Origin of the sequence: Vibrio sp. Vb1127 (assembly GCF_033338735.1) — a bacterium.
GTDB classification, from domain to species: domain Bacteria; phylum Pseudomonadota; class Gammaproteobacteria; order Enterobacterales; family Vibrionaceae; genus Vibrio; species Vibrio alginolyticus.
Genome location: NZ_JAWOTF010000003.1, coordinates 308,718 through 326,179, shown reverse-complemented (window position 1 = coordinate 326,179; position 17,462 = coordinate 308,718). Strand labels below are relative to the sequence as shown.

The following is a 17,462-nucleotide window of genomic DNA, read 5'->3' as shown; positions in this document are numbered from 1 at the left end:
GCACGGATGGCAAATATGACACTTCAGTCCCCTCTTACCTTTTCCGATGAACAAATCAATATCGGTGAACTCAAACAAGAATTAGAGAAGTTTAGCTCTAATCAAAACCAAGAGTTTCTCAATCATCATCCGGTAACAAGCTTGGTTTTAGCCAGAGCTGAATATATGGATCTGCTTCTCAATCGTTTGTGGCAACATTTTGGCTTCAAGGATATTTACAACATTTCTCTGGTTGCCGTTGGTGGCTACGGACGCGGCGAGCTGCATCCGCTCTCCGATATCGATATTTTGATTCTGTCGAACAATAAACTGCCAACCGCGTTAGAAGCAAAAATCAGCGAGTTCATTACGCTGTTGTGGGATTTAAAACTCGAGGTCGGACACGCTGTTCGCACCGTTACTGAATGTGCTGAAATTGGTAAAGCCGATCTAACGGTCGCGACAAACCTGCAAGAAGCGCGACTGCTGTGTGGAAGCGAGGACACCTTTCAGGCACTGAAGAAAGTCGTGTTATCAGACTCCTTCTGGCCAAGTGAGACGTTTTACCGCGCTAAAATTCAAGAGCAGCGCGAACGCCATGCACGTTACCACGACACGACCTACAACTTAGAACCGGACATTAAATCAACCCCTGGCGGGCTGCGCGATATTCATACATTGAGCTGGGTCGCTCGACGTCACTTTGGTGCTACTTCATTGTTGGAAATGAGCCGATACGGATTTTTAACTGACGCAGAATACCGAGAATTGGTTGAATGTCAGGACTTCCTTTGGCGAGTACGTTTCGCTCTGCACATGGAGCTTCGCCGCTATGACAACCGCTTGACCTTTGCTCATCAAGCACAAGTTGCGGAAAATCTAGGCTACGTCGGAGAAGGCAACCGAGGCGTAGAAATGATGATGAAAGAGTTCTACCGCACGCTTCGTCGTGTGGCAGAGCTCAATAAAATGCTACTCAAACTCTTTGACCAAGCGATCATTAATGGTGGGGCGACAGAAAGTGCCGAGATTCTCGATACGGACTTTCAACGTCGCGGTTCTTTAATTGAAGCGCGGAAACCCGCATTGTTCCAAGCTCGCCCAGAAACTATTCTGGATATGTTCTTACATATTGCTAACGACTCAACTATTGAAGGGGTGAGCCCACCAACGCTGCGTCAACTGCGCACCGCTCGCCGTCGGCTCAACAAGTTTTTGCACACCATTCCTGCTGCGCGTGAAAAGTTCATGGCGTTATGTCGTCACCCTAATGCTCTGCACAAAGCATTCAGTCTCATGCACCGATTAGGGGTTATGGCGGCCTATTTACCGCAATGGAGTCAGATTGTTGGTCAAATGCAGTTTGACTTATTCCATGCCTACACCGTTGATGAACACAGTATTCGCTTACTTAAACACATCAACACTTTTAGTGACCCAGAAAATCATGCGAAGCACCCTATTTGCTGTGACGTCTACCCTCGGATGCAAAAGAAAGAGCTGCTGATTATTGCCGCTATTTTCCATGATATCGGGAAAGGTCGTGGCGGCGATCACTCGATTATCGGTGAAGGAGAAGCGTACGACTTCTGCATTGAGCATGGTTTATCGAAGCCCGAAGCGAAACTTGTCGCTTGGTTGGTAAGACATCATCTATTAATGTCTGTCACCGCACAGCGCCGAGATATTTATGATCCTGATGTCATTACCGAGTTTGCCAAAAAAGTCAGAGACGAAGAATCTCTCGATTATCTTGTATGCCTGACAGTTGCAGATATTTGTGCAACCAACCCAGAACTTTGGAATGCTTGGAAACGAACTTTACTTGCGGAGCTGTATTACTCCACACAACGTGCTTTACGTAGAGGCCTAGAGAACCCTGTCGATGTGCGTGAGCGAATTCGCCACAATCAACAAATGGCCTCCGCAATGCTGCGCAAAGAGGGGTTTGCCGCGCGCGAAATTGAAGTATTGTGGCAACGCTTCAAAGCTGACTACTTCCTTCGTCATACTCATACGCAAATCGCGTGGCACTGCGAACACTTACTTCGCATGGAAGATCCGACTAAGCCTTTGGTATTGATCAGTAAAAAAGCCACTCGTGGCGGCACTGAGGTGTTTGTATATACGAAAGACCAGCCTGCTTTATTTGCGACGGTCGTGGCGGAGTTAGATAGGCGTAATTTTAATGTACACGACGCGCAAATCATGACCAGCAAAGATGGGCACGTGATTGATACCTTTATGGTACTCGATCAACATGGCGAAGCGATCGATGAGTCTCGTCACGCGGCGGTGATTAAACACCTCACCCATGTACTGGAGGCGGGCCGACCAACCAAGATTAAAACGCGCCGTACTCCGAACAAACTTCAGCACTTTAATGTGAAAACCAAAGTCGACTTCTTACCAACCAAAGGTAAAAAACACACTTTAATGGAGTTTGTCGCGCTAGACACACCAGGGCTGTTGGCCAAAGTAGGCCGTACGTTTGCTGATTTAAATATCAACCTTCACGGTGCCAAAATCACCACCATTGGTGAGCGAGCAGAAGACTTGTTTATTTTAACCAGTGATGCAGGAGGAAGATTAAGTGAAGAACAGCAAGATGAGCTAAGAGAGAGATTGATCGAAAAGTTATCTGATGAGGTCGCAGCTTAGATCAAACCTGCCAATCTTTTCGGTTCAGGGCGAGAGCGATCTTGCCCACAAGTTAAGCATTTTGGCTAAATATCAGCTATCTAGCTCATACATAGGCTGCTACAGTTATATCAATATCAATTAGATGTAATAGAGGTAGCCTATGTATCCCCACCTCACTGGTTTGGGTATTCACGACCCTAAGCAGATTGAACGTTATTCCCTACGCCAAGAAGCACACAAAGATGTGCTCAAGATATATTTCCACAAGCAAAAAGGCGAACTATTCGCTAAAAGCGTTAAATTCAAATATCCACGCCAAATCAAAAATGTTCTTGTTGATAGTGGCAGTCACAAATATAAAGAAGTAACGGAAATCAACCGAAACCTCACATTAGTCATTGATGAACTGAATAAAATCACTAAGCCAACGAAACAACCTGAGGTTGATGTAAAAGAGAAAATTCTTTCAGACCTTCGTCATTTAGAAAAAGTCGTTTCGAGTAAAATCGCAGAGATCGAAGCGGATCTTGAAAAACTAAAGTAAAACGTTAAGTCTTAAATATTAAAAAGGGTTAGCATTGATGCTAACCCTTTTTATTTGTACCCAATCATTATCTAGATCTAACTGCACCGATTATCGGTTAATCATCGATTCATCCCACTCAAATCGAGTGAACAATTGCTGCCAAGTTTCATCAAGATTGGCCGTCATGACAATCTCTTGATCGGTAAATGGATGGACGAACCGTAACTCTGAAGCATGCAGTAGCAGACGATGAGATTCAAACTCTGTGCGATACAGCTTGTTGTGCTTTCCATCCCCGTGCGTTGTATCACCCACGATCGGATGGCGTAGATGTGCCATATGACGACGAAGTTGGTGCTTACGCCCCGTTTTAGGTTTCATCTCAACTAAGCAATAACGCGTTGTAGGAAATTTACCCGTCGAATAGGGAACTTCCACTTTAGCCAACGGCTTATATTCCGTCACCGCTTCTTGCGCTTCTTTTTCTTGTGAAGCGAACTTATCCGCAATCTTGTCTAACTCGACTTTGAGCGCGTAATCCAAGACGCCCTCTTCCTCAATCCAACCGCGTACTATTGCGTGGTATGTCTTTTCCATTTTATGTTCAGCAAACATCGGCATGACTTGTGATGCGACTTCACTCGACAACGCAAACACAAGCACACCAGATGTTGGACGATCCAGACGATGCAATGGGAACACATGCTGACCAATTTGGTCGCGCAAAGTTTGCATGACAAACTGAGTTTCGTGTTTATCTAACCAACTGCGATGCACTAACATGCCTGCAGGCTTATTGACCGCTACAAAATATTCATCCTGATAAACGATCTCCAGCTCAACTGGTTCTGAAGATCGCGTTAGTTCTTGTTCTAGCATTCGTTTACTTACACAGTTCGTCAATGGTTCGGATTGTAACAAGCAGCTCGGCGAACTGCGGTTCCTGCTTCCACGCTTCTGAAAAATAGGGCTCGAGAGAAAACCCTCTTGGCAGTGGTTGATTGTTTTTCACTAGTGAGTGCATTCTGGCTATAAAGATCCACTGCAACCACTCATGAGGGTGCAATGTATCAATCGCAAATGGCTCTGTACTTTGTAAGGCTTGCTCTGAAGGCATAGTATATTGCCATAAGTTATGCTCTCTAAGCTGCGCTTCAAGTTGGTGAAGTAAGTCGACCAATTGAGTATTTGTTACCATTAATTCTATCTCGAACCTTGAATTAGCCGAGAATGATACCATTTCTTGTGAAAAGAACGTTAGGACGTCGTATTTAATGGAAAACATTCAAACCCTCACTCAACTGTTGAACAACAGCCACTGTGATTATCAAATCTTCGATCTTGGTCGCCGTATCAAAACCATCGCTAAGAAAGAGTTTACCGATGTAGAAAAAGGTCAAGCACCTTACCCATTTCCAATGCAACGTAAAGCACACCTTGCCATCGCGTACTGGAATGAACAAAAGCAACCTTGGATTTGGTTTCTAAAGTTTGAATTGGACGAGCGCGGTTTGTTAAAGCAAGCGGATATCGGCAATTTCATTAAATACGTAGTGGAGGCTATGGGAACACGCCTCAATGATGATATCACTGAAGAGCAACAGCAAAAGCTGTCTAACAACCCATACACTTTCAAACCTTCCGAAGATAAAATGGCCGTGTTTCATAGCCAGGTCCGCGCAAACCTCAATCTTCCTACCAGCCAATATTACGAGCATACCCAGCATTACTTCTCTGGAGGTTTAGGCTGGGATAATTGGCAAACTGTAGGTCTGCAAGGTATCACAGACATAGCCGCTCGCCTGAACAAAGAGCAAAACGGAGTAATGATACGCAAAGCGTTGAACCACCTACCAAATGAGCCACTTTATGCCCTATTAGGTGCGCTTGAGCATGTAGAGCTACAAGAGCGTTTAGCAGAACGTATCGCAGAAAAGGCACAGCAAGAAATCGCAAGTAGCGAACCTGATCTCTTCCTACTTTCAGCACTTATCCGAGCCCTTGCTGGTGCACCAACAGAAGTCGCCTCTCCAGTATTAGATGCGATATTGCATAGCCCTCGTTTAAGCCATCAGGAGGTATTGATTGGTGTGGCGGGCCGCGCTTGGCACTTACTCGCCAATGAAAAGGTAGCGGAACAGTTTTTGCTGCGTTTAGCTCAAACCGGTAATCAATCCCTATTTAATCAGTTATTTGCCGATTTAGTGATGCTGCCAGAGTTAAGAATGGTGTTATTGCCTTTGCTGCATTCAAACCCATCAGAGGAACTAGCAAATGCGCTAGTAAGCTTACAACAAGCAACAAAAAGCTAAGAAAGGTTCAGGAATGATTGGTGATCTTTTAGCAATTTTAGGGCTCTGCTTTTTCTGTTACCTGTTTTGGCAACAGCGTCGCCAAGCCGAACTCGCAAAAGCGGTCATCACGCGTAAATGTGAGCAATTGGATCTCCAATTAATCAGCATCGCCTTTGGTGCCCATAAACTAAAAACGCCAGACGGAGTCTGGCGTTGGCATACGGTGTATCAATTTGAGTTTTCATCTCTTGGTGACGATTGCTACCAAGGAGAGTTAACCATGGTCGGTTTCAGGCCGCAGAACTTTCACCTACCACCGCATCGCTTGTAAATTCCATTTCAAAGTAAGGACCATATACATCCTTACTTTCTTTTGTTTTAACAAATCCCAGCTTTTTCAGTACCGCCATAGAAGCTTGATGATTGCTATTCACGTTAGCTTTCACCTTATTCAAGCCCAACTCACGGCACGCTTTGGGGAAAAATGCTTTTAGTGCTTCTGTTGCTAACCCTTTACCCCAATATGATTTATCAAAAATAAACCCTAATTCAGGTTCGGAATCGAGATTAGCAATGAACACGTGTCCCATATAGTCACGACTGGTGCTCTCTAGCACTGCCATACTATAAATGTTCTCATCATCCAGTATTTTCTCAAACATCTGTTTGGCAGACGCAACTGTATACGGACCATTCAATTCAGCACGGTTTTTCGCACAGCAATTCAGCATGACGAATTCTAGTTGCAACGACTCATTGTAGGGTAGAAGAAGCATTCTTCTGGTTACTATGGCCACATCTGTTCCTTGATTACAACAAACTTAATCTATCCGCAGATCACAAACTCGATGAGCTGAACATGCTCAATGATTGCGGGCATAACACCTTGTAGAGAAGCCGAAAGTTAAACCAACTGGTTGGAAAGGATATTGATCTGAGTTGTTTTTTATTAAGTGTTATTAGGAATTTATATATTTTGTGATATTGATATCCCCAAATAACATCGAGATGCTTAATTCAATGAGAACACTGGATATCGTTTTTATATAAGAAAGACCCCGACACATAAGTATCGGGGTCATGGTCTTACTCGCAGCAGTCCGGCTACTAAAAGTGCTCCATGCATCATCCATAATAGTGGCTGATTCCGTCAGCTTATTCCTTACGTCGCCGTCCTAGCGGTGTCCTTATCATCCTGACTGCTAACATTCCTCGTTAGCACACGTCACTTGTTCCTTGAGCGGTGTCCCTTGCATCTTCCTGATGCTGTCCATAACCTCAATCCTAGAGGGGTCCATCGTCTATCCTTAGTCATCAACATCCTATTGATGATCGTATCCTTACAATGTCCTACGCTCCATGCTTGATTAATCATCCTGACCAACCAAATCGTCTTCCTGACGATAACCAAATCCTTGGTGCTTTCCTGTTCCATGTCTGCTTCCTGCTGACAACTCTCAATTTACGCCTTTTCCAAAAATAGACAATCTATCTAAGATAAATATTTGGCTCTCACATTGGTTAACAAGTTGTTAAATCATTATTTATCAGAAACTTAAGCTCTTCAGCTTCTCTTTTTCCGCTTACGAAATCGTTTTCTCTCACAACCTATGTAAGAGATCTCTCACACTACACTCTCCAAAATGCCATTCGCCAAATTAGCGCACTCAACGTATGATGATAGATATATCGTTGTTAAGGATTAAAAATGTTAACTCAAGACGTTACTAAAGAATTAGAAGCGGCAATGGAACAGTTGCAACAACAAGGAAAAGAGCCAACCGTAGCGTTAGTGAAAGCACGATTGAAAACGCCAGTTCCAATGCCAGCGTTAATCACCGCAATAAAAAGTTGGAAGAGTGCTCAACGCGTACCCAAGGTTGAAATCGCAGCACAACACCACACCGATAATGATCGTCTTGAAGCCCTAGAACACACCGTAAAAATGCTAGCCATTCGTATTGAAGAGTTAGAAGCGAAACTCAGTGAGAAATCATCATGAAGTTATGGGTAGATGCAGACGCGTGTCCGAAAGTTATTCGCGAAACCATTGTGCGTGCCGCCGAGCGTACGGGGATTGAATGTACGTTTGTCGCTAACCACGTTGTCCCTGTGCCGAAAAGAGACAACATCCACTCGCTACAAGTCCCTGCGGGATTTGACATCGCAGACAACGAAATCGTCAAGCGTGTAGAAGCCAACGATTTGGTGATCACGTCAGATATTCCGCTTGCAGATGAGGTTATCTCTAAAGGCGCTCAAGCCCTCAGTTCTCGTGGCGAGCTCTATACAAAAGACACCATCAAAGCTCGCCTAAATATCCGCGACTTTATGGAAACCATGCGTTCAAGCGGAATTCAGACAGGTGGGCCCGCCGCGCTTTCTCAAACCGATCGACGCGAATTTGCAAACCATTTGGATCGTATTTTGGCGAAATTTAAGAAGTAACCCTCACTCTATTCATATTGAGCCAGCAAATAAAAGCCTGGCTCATTCCTGAAAATTCATTCTCAGCATTGCACCCAAAGCGTGCTCTTACTCCCATTTGTTTTGTTCTGTTTATTTTTCATCTCGCTCACCATAGCTTCAATATGCAACGTGGTTTATTTTGAACGACGTTTTTAATAAGTGTATAGAGAATAATGGGCTTTAACATCGTTTCCAGTGGAAGCTACCTGCCAACGAATCAATGGTCTGATCGAGAGATGGATCACTTCCTAAAATTAGCGCCAGGGACCTGCCGAAATAAATTCGACGTTGAATATCGTCATGTAGCCAATACAAAAGAGACCGCTATTTACATGGCGGTGCAGGCAATAGAGCAGTGTTTAGGAAACACACATACCTTAAGCTCCGTTGATCTCCTTATCTACGCTAGCGGTACACACCACCAGTCTCTACCCTACGACGCTTCAGCGGTTCTCGCCGCGTTAGACGCTCCAACATGGCTAGAAAGCTTTGATTTGAACAGCACCTGTTTATCCTTTCTCTCTGCGCTTGATCTTGCTCAGAGTCTATTCTTAGCAAAACGGTACCGTCGGATTCTTATTGTCACCAGCGAACTCGCCACTGGCATCACACTGAATCGAAATTTTACGCTCAAACCAGAAGTTGCAACCTTATTCGCGGACGGTGCCGCCGCATTTTTGCTCGAAGAACACAACGATGATGGATTGCTCACCAGTCACTTTGAAACGCATCATACCGGGTATTCATTTTGTCAAATTAAGGGCGGAGGTAGTCATATCAATCCGCATACCTCCGAGCATCAAGCCTATTTAAAAAGTTGCCAGTTTGAGATGGAGGGCAAAGCACTCTTTAAACATGTGCGTAAAGCCTTACCAGCGTTTCTAAAAAAAGGGTTTGACGCCTCTCCGGTAACACTCGGCGATATTGATTATTTTCTTCCTCATCAAGCCAGCGCGCATGGATTAAAAAAACTGCCTTCACTCACCGGGCTACCAACAGAGAAAACCGTTAATCACTTTTCGACTTTGGGAAACCAAGTCGCCGCCTCACTCCCAATTAACTTACACTGGCTGCGTAATCAGCCAGAAGCCGCAGGAAAACATGTGTTATTAGCTGGCACCGCCGCAGGGTTGTCACTAGGGATGGGAGTGCTAAAACTATGAAGATATTGGTCACTGGTGGCAGCGGGATGTTGGGTAGCGCAATTCTGAGAATGTTTCACCAGCAGCATGAACTGCACTTTACAGCACGAAATACAGTCATCGCTAAACAACTCGCCGAGCAATTCGATGTTATCCCACATATAGTCGATTTAAGAGACCACTCAGCAGTTCATGCGGTATGCCAAGGTATGGATGCAATCATCCATTGTGCCGCTCTCTCAAGCCCATGGGGAAAGTGGCAGGCGTTTTATCAAGCCAATGTAGATGCCACCAAAAACCTCGTCAATGCGGCTAATACCTATCAAATCTCGCGTTTTATCCATATTTCCTCCACCAGCGTCTACTTTGACCATCAAGACCGTTGGAATATTCGAGAAACCGACGCCATAGCTTCATACTGGTGTAATGATTACGCACACACAAAATACCTATCGGAAATTGAAGCCGTAAAAGGCCAAAGCAAAGCGATCATTTTAAGACCGCGTGGCATTTTTGGACCCAATGATCGCGCGATTATCCCAAGAGTGCTTAAGGCGATAAAAAACAACACTCTGCTTCTGCCATCGGGTAGAAATCCTGTGGTTGATCTGACCTATGTCGACAACGTTGCCCATGCAGCGATGCTCGCTTGCACTCAGGCAGGCCAACTTCAGCATGGTGATGTGTTCAACATTTCCAACAACGAACCAATGCCAATTGAGACTGTTCTGCAAGCTTTATGTGAGGGGTTAAACCTAAAAGTAACGTTACAATCATTACCATACGGCGTTGTATCACCATTATTAAGGCTCAGTGAGCAAATACGAAGGCACTTACCACATCAGCCAGAACCAAGGCTCACCTCATACAGCGCAGGATTGTTTAACTATCATCAAACTCTGGATATCAGCAAGGCGAAACAAACACTGAATTACCAACCGCTTTTTTCAATTCAAGAAGGAATACAGCAGTATGCAAACTGGTCTAAAAATAAAAATCTTTGAGGCTGGACACTGCGTACACCCAGGCTTTGTTGTCAAACCAGGTTCTGGTATCAAGCCTAGAGCATTTCCGGCAGCCGTTGCGTTAATTCAGCACCCAACACAAGGCAACATCCTGTTTGACACGGGATATCACGAGCATTTTTTTAGCGCGACTCGCCCCTTCCCTGAACGTTTTTATGCTTGGACAACACCTTGTCGCTATAAAAAAGAACACGGAATTGTTGCGCAGTTAGCAAAAGAAAGTCTCAAACCTCATGATATTGAACACTTAGTACTTTCCCACTTCCATGCTGATCACATTGCTGCCGTGTCTGAGTTTTCCCACTCTCAATTGCATTGCCAACAAAAAGGGGTGGATGCAATTACTAAAAGTGGTCGAATTGGAGGCGTAAGAAAAGGATACCTAAAAGCTCTACTTCCTCCACAACTTGAATCTAACTTATTCATTCATAGTGACTTTTCTGTATCAATCAGCCAAATTCTTCCTCAGTGCCAAGGTGTTAATTTGCTCTGTAAAGACATGTTCGACGATGGATTTATTTATATGGTTAGCTTGCCAGGCCATGCAGCTGGCCAAGTGGGCTTGCTGGTTAAAAGAGACCAAGGTTGGCTGTTCTTACTCGCCGATGCATGCTGGTTAATCGAGAGCTTGAGTGAAAATATCGATCAACATTGGCTGGCGAACATGCTTTGCGATGATACAAAAGCCTATAAAAACACCCTCTCCGAGTTGAGAAGTTGCTACCAACAAACCCACCACTTTGTTCGCTTCGTGCCTTCACATTGTCAGGAAACTATCCAGCAGCTAATCAAAGAAGGATGGATGAAGTGAGAACGCTTATCTCAGAATTCTGGCGAACCCGCTACCGCCCCTTCGGCTCAAGGGAACAAGTCGAAACATGGCAGCAACGACATTTAACGCAACACCTAGATTGGGTATGCTGTCATTCACCGTATTACCGCTCACTTCAAGGTGCAGCACTTAGTGATTTCCCTATCATGAATAAGCAAACCATGATGGAGAGCCTCTCGGAGTTGAATACGAAAGGCCTAGATGCTGAACAGCTAATGCAACAAGCACTCGAAGCAGAACAGTCACGCAACTTCGCCGCTTCGAAAGTTGGCGATGTTACTGTTGGGCTTTCTTCGGGCACATCAGGCATGCGCGGGTTATTTCTTGCTGACAAACAGGAAACGCAACTGTGGGCTGGCAATATATTGGCTCGCCTGTTGCCCAACCTATGGCAAAAGCACCGAATTGCACTAGCCTTGCGGGCCAACAGCCCACTGTATAAATCCATCGCGAAAGGGCCAGTCACATTCTTTTATGCCGATTTGACCAAACCTTACCAAGAATGGATAAAAGAGCTGGATGAGTTCCAACCCACACTTTTGGTTGGTAGTGCGCAAGCTCTTCAGCTCTGCGCCCAGTTCAGCGGTCAATTTAGTCAACCCGAAATTCAACCACAGCGGATCATTTCTGGTGCAGAAGTCCTAACTGAGAGTGACCGTCACTTTATTTCTCAACGGTTCGACAGCGAACTCCATGAAGTCTATCAATGTACCGAAGGTTTTCTTGCATGTACTGATCAGCATGGACAAATGCGCTGGAATCAAGATGTTGTTTACATCGAAAAACATTGGCTGAATACCGAACGTACTCATTACAGCCCAATTATCACCGATTTTCGTCGTAAAACTCAGCCAATTATTCGTTATCAGCTCGACGATATTATTGAGAATAAACAGGATAATGGCGTATTTGAACCTCTTGGCGCGATTGCCGGACGATGTGGTGATCGCCTCACGCTAAACGCAAACCACGTCCCAGTGACGGTGTTACCAGATCTCATCTACCGCGCTATAACACTATCCGCCCAAAGTCGCGTGGATTACCGAATCACCCAAACAGGGTCACAAGCCATTCAAATTGAAGCGGATGTTCACCACCATCGGGTTATACATCAAGCCTTGATAAAGTTGTTTGACCAATTGCGGCTTGATCCTGTCAGATTTAGTTACCGCCCTGCGCCTATTTGGACGCCAATGAATAAACAACGACGTGTGGTGAACATATGCGGGTCTTAATCACCGGAGCCCGATCACCAGTTGCACTAGAGTGGGCAACCATGTGTATGCATCATGGACATGACGTAACTCTCACCGATTCGCTAAAAAAACCTCTAGGATCGTTTTTGCGAGGCATCGAGTCTTATATCCCCACCGCTTCGCCTCGATTTGCGTTTCCCACCTATCAACAGCAGATCCTAAAAATCATTACTCAGATGCGTATTGATATGGTGATACCCACTTGTGAAGAAGTGTATTACTTGGCTCATGTTGCCAAACAATGCCCAGAAGTAGATTTTTTTCTGCCCAATGTGAGACTACTCAATGCCCTGCACAACAAGTTGACCGTCTTTGAACAGCTTCAAAGTTTGCCAGAAATCACACTTCCAAAAACTCGTTTGGTCGCTGATAAAAGTGAGATTGAAATTAATAAGAGAACCGTTCTAAAGCCCGTTTACTCTCGGTTTGGCGGGCAAGTCATAAGAGATGTGACAACTGAGTCTATTTCTGCCGCCACGATATCGCCCCTTTACCCTTGGGTTCAGCAACAAAAAATCCATGGGACTCCGGTGTGTAACTATGCCATTTTTGAACATGGTGACCTTAAAGCACACCAAGCTTATGTGCCGAAATACTGTGTAAACGGCTCGGCCGCCAGTGCTTTTCAGCCGATCTCGTGCGAACGACTAGATACATTTATCGCAGCTTTTGGTAAACGTCATACTTATCATGGGCAAGTGTCGTTTGACTTCATCAAATCACAAGATGAACTCTACGTGATTGAATGTAACCCAAGAGCCACCAGTGGTTTGCACCTACTCTCGTCTCGATGCAACCAACTGCTTCCTAATATGGAGTTTACCAGTCCTTCCAAGCAGCGATTGCATCATTTAGGTCCAATAACACTCATCGCGGAAGGTGGATTATCCCTGTTCAAGGCTCGAACTTGGCAAGATTGGTGGTCTGGAGTGAATGTGATGCAACAGCATAACTTACCGGCCGGGAGCCAAATCCGGAGTATGTTTGAATTACTCCGGTTAGCTAGGCAGAACAAGACGAAGTGGAGCGACGCTTCTACCGTTGATATTGAGTGGAATGGAGAGGCATTGAACTCATGACACTTTCCTCTCAAGAATGGCATAAAACTTTTTTCACTCTTATGCAGTCGAATCCCATTGATGAATGCACAGCAAGCTTTGGTTGCTACTATATCGATGATGTTGCCATTCCCTACTCCGTAACACCAAAAATACCAAACAACTGTTATGCCGTGTCCCCTATGACACTGCTTAGTGGCTACGCCGAAGAAGAGCTTCACAAAGTCAAAAATGTGGCTGTTCGATGGGTATGTAAGTTACTTATTAATATGACTAAACCAATCTTATCATTGGCTGGATTGGATCAAGTCCAAACTCTCAACAATCAGTGCTTGTCCACCAATATGTATAGCGAACAATGGGCATCCTTAAATCTCGATGAACTGCGTCGCGTCGCACTCGATCAATACCCCACCTTTCCCTTGGTGCTTCGCTCCATTAACCAACGTCAACAATCACGCTTTATTCAGCGATTAGAGCAGCAGCAATGGCAAAGCTTGGTAACACGACAAGTGTATTTACTTGATGATTGGCAAGCGTTCAGCTTCAACCGAGATTTAACGAAAGACTTCAAACTGCTTAATGATAAAGATTGGCAGTTTAGGCCACTGACCACTGATGAAGAGTTTCAGCGTGCCAAAGAGTTATATGACATGCTTTACCTTGATAAATACAGCCTCAATAACATCCAGTTTTCAACCCAATATTTAAAACAGGTGAGCCAGAACAAATTAGTACATTTAGTGGGACTGTTTTATCAAGAAGAGATGCTGGCTACTTTAGGCATTGTAGAAATTGATAATGATATGACTTGCCCAATTTTTGGCTACGATACCAATAAGCCACAACGCCTCGCATTGTATCGTCGAATATCGGCCTATACCATCCGCCATGCAATGATATACCAGCGTCGCTTTAATATGAGCTCAGGCGCTCCGGCTTTTAAACGCAACAGAAAAGCCCGGCCAGAAATTGAATTTAGCTATGTTTATATTGCGCACTTACCTTGGTACAAACGCATAATTTGGAAAAGCTTGTGCTGGCTCACTCAGCACTTTTATCGCCCTTTGTTGATGCGTTTTCAGCTATAAACCGACATCTATAATCAGGTAAGCCTGCGTACACAGTCTCAATCGATAAAAAAGCCTGCGACGTTCGCAGGCTTTTTATAATGGAGCTGTGTGAGGTAACCGTTTTCTACGGTGTGTAGTATGTTGCTGCGCCAGGGCCTACTGGTAAACCAAATACGAATACCCATAGGTAGAACAGCACACTCCAACCTACAATGAAGCAGATTGAGTAAGGTAGCATGGTCGCGATCAGCGTACCGATACCTAAGTTCTTCATGTAACGAGTCGCTACGGCAAGAATCAAACCAAAGTAGCTCATCATTGGAGTAATGATGTTTGTCGTCGAGTCACCAATTCGGTAAGCAGCCTGAATCGTTTCCGGTGCATAACCAACAAGCATCAACATAGGAACAAAAATCGGAGCCGTTACTGCCCACTGTGCCGATGCCGAACCAATCATTAGGTTGATAAATCCACACATCAGGATGAAGGCAAAGAACAACATTGGGCCAGTTAAGCCAATTTCTTGCAGGAAGCTAGCGCCAGCAACCGCGAATACCTGACCGAAGTTAGTCCATTTAAAGAAAGCAACGAACTGAGCCGCAAAGAAAACTAATACAATGTACATGCCCATAGAAGACATAGATTTCGCCATTGCATCAATTACATCGCGATCCGTCTTCATCGTGCCCACAACTTTACCAAACACAAAGCCTGGAATAGCAAAGAACACAAAGATGAATGCCACGATACTTTTCAGGAATGGTGAACCTGCAATTGTACCTGCATCAGAACGTAGGATGCCGTCTTCTGGAACAACCGTCCAAGCAAGCAGCGCTGAAACAACCAGTACAGCAACACCTGCTAGTTTTAGGCCTTTCTTCTCAATGTCTGTTAAGCCACCCATTTTGTCGTTCGACAAATCTTCTGAGGCTTCTTCTTCACTGTATTTGCCAAGCTTTGGCTCAACAATTTTTTCAGTAACAAACGCACCTGTGATTGCAATGAAGAATGTCGACACAAACATGAAGTACCAGTTAACTTCTGGACCAACAGTGTAAGTTGGGTCGATCATTTGCGCCGCCGTTTCAGTAATGCCTGACAACAGCGGGTCAACCGTACCAATAAGTAGGTTTGCTGAGTAACCACCAGATACACCAGCGAACGCCGCAGCAAGACCGGCAAGTGGGTGACGACCTAAAGAATGGAACAGCATTGCAGCCAGTGGAATAAGTACCACATAGCCAAGCTCTGATGCCGTATTTGAAATGATACCCGCGAAAACGACCGTCACTGTTACCATGCGTTGAGATGCTCCCATGACTAAGCCACGCATTGCTGCAGATAGCAAGCCTGAGTATTCAGCAATAGCAACACCCAACATCGCAACCAATACCGTACCCAAAGGTGCAAAGCCGACAAAGTTTTTCACTAGATTGGTAACGATTAGCTCAAGGCCATCAGCGTTAAGCAAGCTAACGACATGAATCATGCCATCCGCGGCACGACCTTTTGCACCCTCAGGACGAGGGTCAACTACGGAAACTTCGAAGTATCCTGCAATACCCGACATCACCAGAATGGCTAAACAGAAAATGGCAAATAGTGTGATCGGGTGGGGTAATAAGTTCCCCAAATATTCGACAGTATCCAAAAAGCGCGTAAACAGCGGCTTCTTAGGCGAGTTTTGTTTAATTGAATCAGATGAACTCATCTGTTCCCTCCTTGTTTTTATTCCTATGCAAATGTGACAAAAATGTCAAAAAGCGTGCGAAGGGTACTTGAGTAGAAGGTCAAATAAAAGCCCTAAATGTTACAAACTGTGACGAACAGAGGCATTTATAACCAACATTGAATAAAAATGTAGATATTTCATCCATGCAAGATAATTAACTCAATATTATCAATTAAACAAAACCATAAGTTAGATATATGCAGGTTGATTACTTTTGCACAGCTTTGAATCTCGGGTTCGTTTTACAAATGACATAAAGACGCCCTCTCCGTTTTACAATCTGGCAATCCGGATGACGACTTTTTGCACTTTTTAATGATTTTACTACCTTCATGATTTATTCCTTTTCGCTCTTAAATTGACCAAAACGACGGTTGAAGTTCGCAATGCGACCTTCGGTTTGTACAACGCGCTGTTTACCGGTGTAGTACGGGTGAGAAGCTGACGACACATCTAACGTAAAGTAAGGGTAAGTTTTGCCATCTTTCCATTCGATGGTTCTCTCCGTTTTCAACGTAGAACCAACGACAAAGTACTTATCTACACTGGTGTCGTGGAACACCACAGGACGATATTCAGGGTGGATTCCTGGTTTCATAATACTTTTCCTTTTAATTAAATTGTTATGTTATAACATTTTAATTAATAATCATTATCAACAAGAAAAGCAAGAGAAATTTGTGATACTTTTCATCTCAATGAATTCTTAAAGATGTCCACCATGTATTCCATCGAACCCATCGGCGTCATTGAGACACCGTACAAAGAAAAGTTTGCAGTTCCGCGCCAACCACGCTTAGTACCAGAGGCTAAAGCACGCGTAAAACTGTTAGGTGCAGCAAATAGCCCTGAAGCAGTGCGTGGGCTAGAACAGTTCTCTCACGTTTGGTTGTTGTTTCTATTTGATCAGAATCTGGAAGCTGGTTGGAAACCAACTGTACGTCCGCCACGATTAGGCGGCAATGAACGAATTGGTGTCTTTGCCTCGCGCTCGACTTTCCGTCCAAACGGAATCGGAATGTCAGCCGTTGAAGTGAAAGGAGTCACTAAGCAAGGCGATCAAATCTATCTTGATTTAGGCAGTGTAGATCTCGTGGATGGGACACCGATTGTGGATATTAAGCCTTATATTCCCTATTCGGATTCTATTTCGGAAGCACAAGGCGGATACGCAGACCAAGAGCCAGAAAAGTCACAAGTCACCTTTTCTGCTCAAGCATTAGCAACGATAGAAAATCGATCCGATACTGACTATGTAAGATCAGTCATTGAACAAGTTCTGGCACAAGATCCTCGCCCAGCATATAAGAAAAACAAGCCGGACGACAAAGAATATGCGGTAAATTTGTTCGACTTGAACGTAAAGTTCACAGCAACAAGCAACTTAATAACGGTTACCGCTATTGAAAGCTTTTGACAAACGCAATTGGCTG

19 protein-coding genes are annotated in these 17,462 nt (G+C 44.5%); 13 read left to right on the top strand and 6 right to left on the bottom strand.

What is annotated here, in order from left to right; genetic code table 11:
* Window positions 1-15: 15 nt before the first annotated feature.
* Window positions 16-2,640 carry a bifunctional uridylyltransferase/uridylyl-removing protein GlnD gene (gene glnD, locus R7H07_RS07590; protein ID WP_017636037.1) on the top strand — a complete coding sequence of 875 codons (2,625 nt, stop codon included), beginning with the start codon at window positions 16-18 and terminating at the stop codon, window positions 2,638-2,640.
* Window positions 2,641-2,782: 142 nt separating this feature from the next.
* Window positions 2,783-3,166 (top strand): DUF3461 family protein, encoded by a 384-nt coding sequence (locus R7H07_RS07585; RefSeq protein WP_005380322.1) that lies wholly within the window; start codon window positions 2,783-2,785, stop codon window positions 3,164-3,166.
* A gap of 90 nt (window positions 3,167-3,256) precedes the next feature.
* On the opposite strand, the gene truC is transcribed toward R7H07_RS07585, so the two are convergent.
* Window positions 3,257-4,027: a tRNA pseudouridine(65) synthase TruC gene (gene truC, locus R7H07_RS07580; RefSeq protein ID WP_005380319.1), complete on the bottom strand. Its 771-nt coding sequence runs from the start codon at window positions 4,025-4,027 to the stop codon at window positions 3,257-3,259.
* 4 nt (window positions 4,028-4,031) lie between these two features.
* The gene (locus R7H07_RS07575; protein WP_005380318.1) at window positions 4,032-4,346 is read right to left on the bottom strand and encodes a YqcC family protein; all 315 of its coding nucleotides are present in this window, start codon (window positions 4,344-4,346) and stop codon (window positions 4,032-4,034) included.
* 76 nt (window positions 4,347-4,422) lie between these two features.
* Between R7H07_RS07575 and R7H07_RS07570 the strand changes: the two genes are divergently transcribed.
* Window positions 4,423-5,460 carry a DUF3549 family protein gene (locus R7H07_RS07570; protein WP_206959574.1) on the top strand — a complete coding sequence of 346 codons (1,038 nt, stop codon included), beginning with the start codon at window positions 4,423-4,425 and terminating at the stop codon, window positions 5,458-5,460.
* A 13-nt stretch (window positions 5,461-5,473) separates the two neighbouring features.
* Complete coding sequence (locus tag R7H07_RS07565; RefSeq protein ID WP_206959577.1) at window positions 5,474-5,773, top strand: DUF3301 domain-containing protein; 300 nt, start codon at window positions 5,474-5,476, stop codon at window positions 5,771-5,773.
* Here R7H07_RS07565 and R7H07_RS07560 read toward each other — a convergent pair.
* Complete coding sequence (locus tag R7H07_RS07560; protein ID WP_025768243.1) at window positions 5,733-6,218, bottom strand: GNAT family N-acetyltransferase; 486 nt, start codon at window positions 6,216-6,218, stop codon at window positions 5,733-5,735. The genes R7H07_RS07565 and R7H07_RS07560 overlap by 41 nt on opposite strands.
* A 932-nt stretch (window positions 6,219-7,150) precedes the next feature.
* Between R7H07_RS07560 and R7H07_RS07555 the strand changes: the two genes are divergently transcribed.
* The 8 genes from R7H07_RS07555 (at window position 7,151) to R7H07_RS07520 (ending at window position 14,315) form a co-directional block, all read left to right on the top strand.
* Entirely contained in the window at window positions 7,151-7,444 is a 294-nt protein-coding gene (locus R7H07_RS07555) for a hypothetical protein (RefSeq protein ID WP_033905520.1), read from the top strand.
* Window positions 7,441-7,890, top strand: coding sequence for a YaiI/YqxD family protein (locus R7H07_RS07550; protein WP_005380310.1), 450 nt, complete (start codon window positions 7,441-7,443; stop codon window positions 7,888-7,890). The genes R7H07_RS07555 and R7H07_RS07550 overlap by 4 nt, the downstream gene beginning before the upstream one ends.
* Before the next feature lie 194 nt (window positions 7,891-8,084).
* Window positions 8,085-9,074: a ketoacyl-ACP synthase III gene (locus tag R7H07_RS07545; RefSeq protein WP_172840021.1), complete on the top strand. Its 990-nt coding sequence runs from the start codon at window positions 8,085-8,087 to the stop codon at window positions 9,072-9,074.
* The gene (locus R7H07_RS07540; RefSeq protein ID WP_206959578.1) at window positions 9,071-10,057 is read left to right on the top strand and encodes an NAD-dependent epimerase/dehydratase family protein; all 987 of its coding nucleotides are present in this window, start codon (window positions 9,071-9,073) and stop codon (window positions 10,055-10,057) included. Before R7H07_RS07545 ends, R7H07_RS07540 begins: the two co-directional genes overlap by 4 nt.
* Complete coding sequence (locus tag R7H07_RS07535; RefSeq protein WP_017820759.1) at window positions 10,026-10,889, top strand: MBL fold metallo-hydrolase; 864 nt, start codon at window positions 10,026-10,028, stop codon at window positions 10,887-10,889. Before R7H07_RS07540 ends, R7H07_RS07535 begins: the two co-directional genes overlap by 32 nt.
* Entirely contained in the window at window positions 10,877-12,145 is a 1,269-nt protein-coding gene (locus R7H07_RS07530; protein WP_206959579.1) for a F390 synthetase-related protein, read from the top strand. Before R7H07_RS07535 ends, R7H07_RS07530 begins: the two co-directional genes overlap by 13 nt.
* Entirely contained in the window at window positions 12,133-13,245 is a 1,113-nt protein-coding gene (locus tag R7H07_RS07525) for an ATP-grasp domain-containing protein (RefSeq protein WP_206959580.1), read from the top strand. Before R7H07_RS07530 ends, R7H07_RS07525 begins: the two co-directional genes overlap by 13 nt.
* Complete coding sequence (locus R7H07_RS07520; RefSeq protein WP_206959581.1) at window positions 13,242-14,315, top strand: hypothetical protein; 1,074 nt, start codon at window positions 13,242-13,244, stop codon at window positions 14,313-14,315. The genes R7H07_RS07525 and R7H07_RS07520 overlap by 4 nt, the downstream gene beginning before the upstream one ends.
* Before the next feature lie 106 nt (window positions 14,316-14,421).
* Here R7H07_RS07520 and R7H07_RS07515 read toward each other — a convergent pair whose 3' ends face one another.
* The 3 genes from R7H07_RS07515 to R7H07_RS07505 all read right to left on the bottom strand — a co-directional run bounded on the left by R7H07_RS07515 (window position 14,422) and on the right by R7H07_RS07505 (window position 16,627).
* A complete protein-coding gene (locus tag R7H07_RS07515; RefSeq protein ID WP_005380301.1) occupies window positions 14,422-16,008 on the bottom strand; it encodes an AbgT family transporter in 1,587 nt (528 codons plus the stop codon).
* 229 nt (window positions 16,009-16,237) lie between these two features.
* Window positions 16,238-16,363 (bottom strand): type B 50S ribosomal protein L36, encoded by a 126-nt coding sequence (ykgO, locus tag R7H07_RS07510; RefSeq protein ID WP_005380299.1) that lies wholly within the window; start codon window positions 16,361-16,363, stop codon window positions 16,238-16,240.
* A gap of 3 nt (window positions 16,364-16,366) precedes the next feature.
* Window positions 16,367-16,627, bottom strand: a complete 261-nt coding sequence (locus tag R7H07_RS07505; RefSeq protein WP_005380295.1) for a type B 50S ribosomal protein L31 — start codon at window positions 16,625-16,627, stop codon at window positions 16,367-16,369.
* A gap of 123 nt (window positions 16,628-16,750) precedes the next feature.
* Between R7H07_RS07505 and tsaA the strand changes: the two genes are divergently transcribed.
* A complete protein-coding gene (gene tsaA / locus R7H07_RS07500) occupies window positions 16,751-17,446 on the top strand; it encodes a tRNA (N6-threonylcarbamoyladenosine(37)-N6)-methyltransferase TrmO (protein ID WP_005380294.1) in 696 nt (231 codons plus the stop codon).
* Window positions 17,447-17,462: the final 16 nt, after the last annotated feature.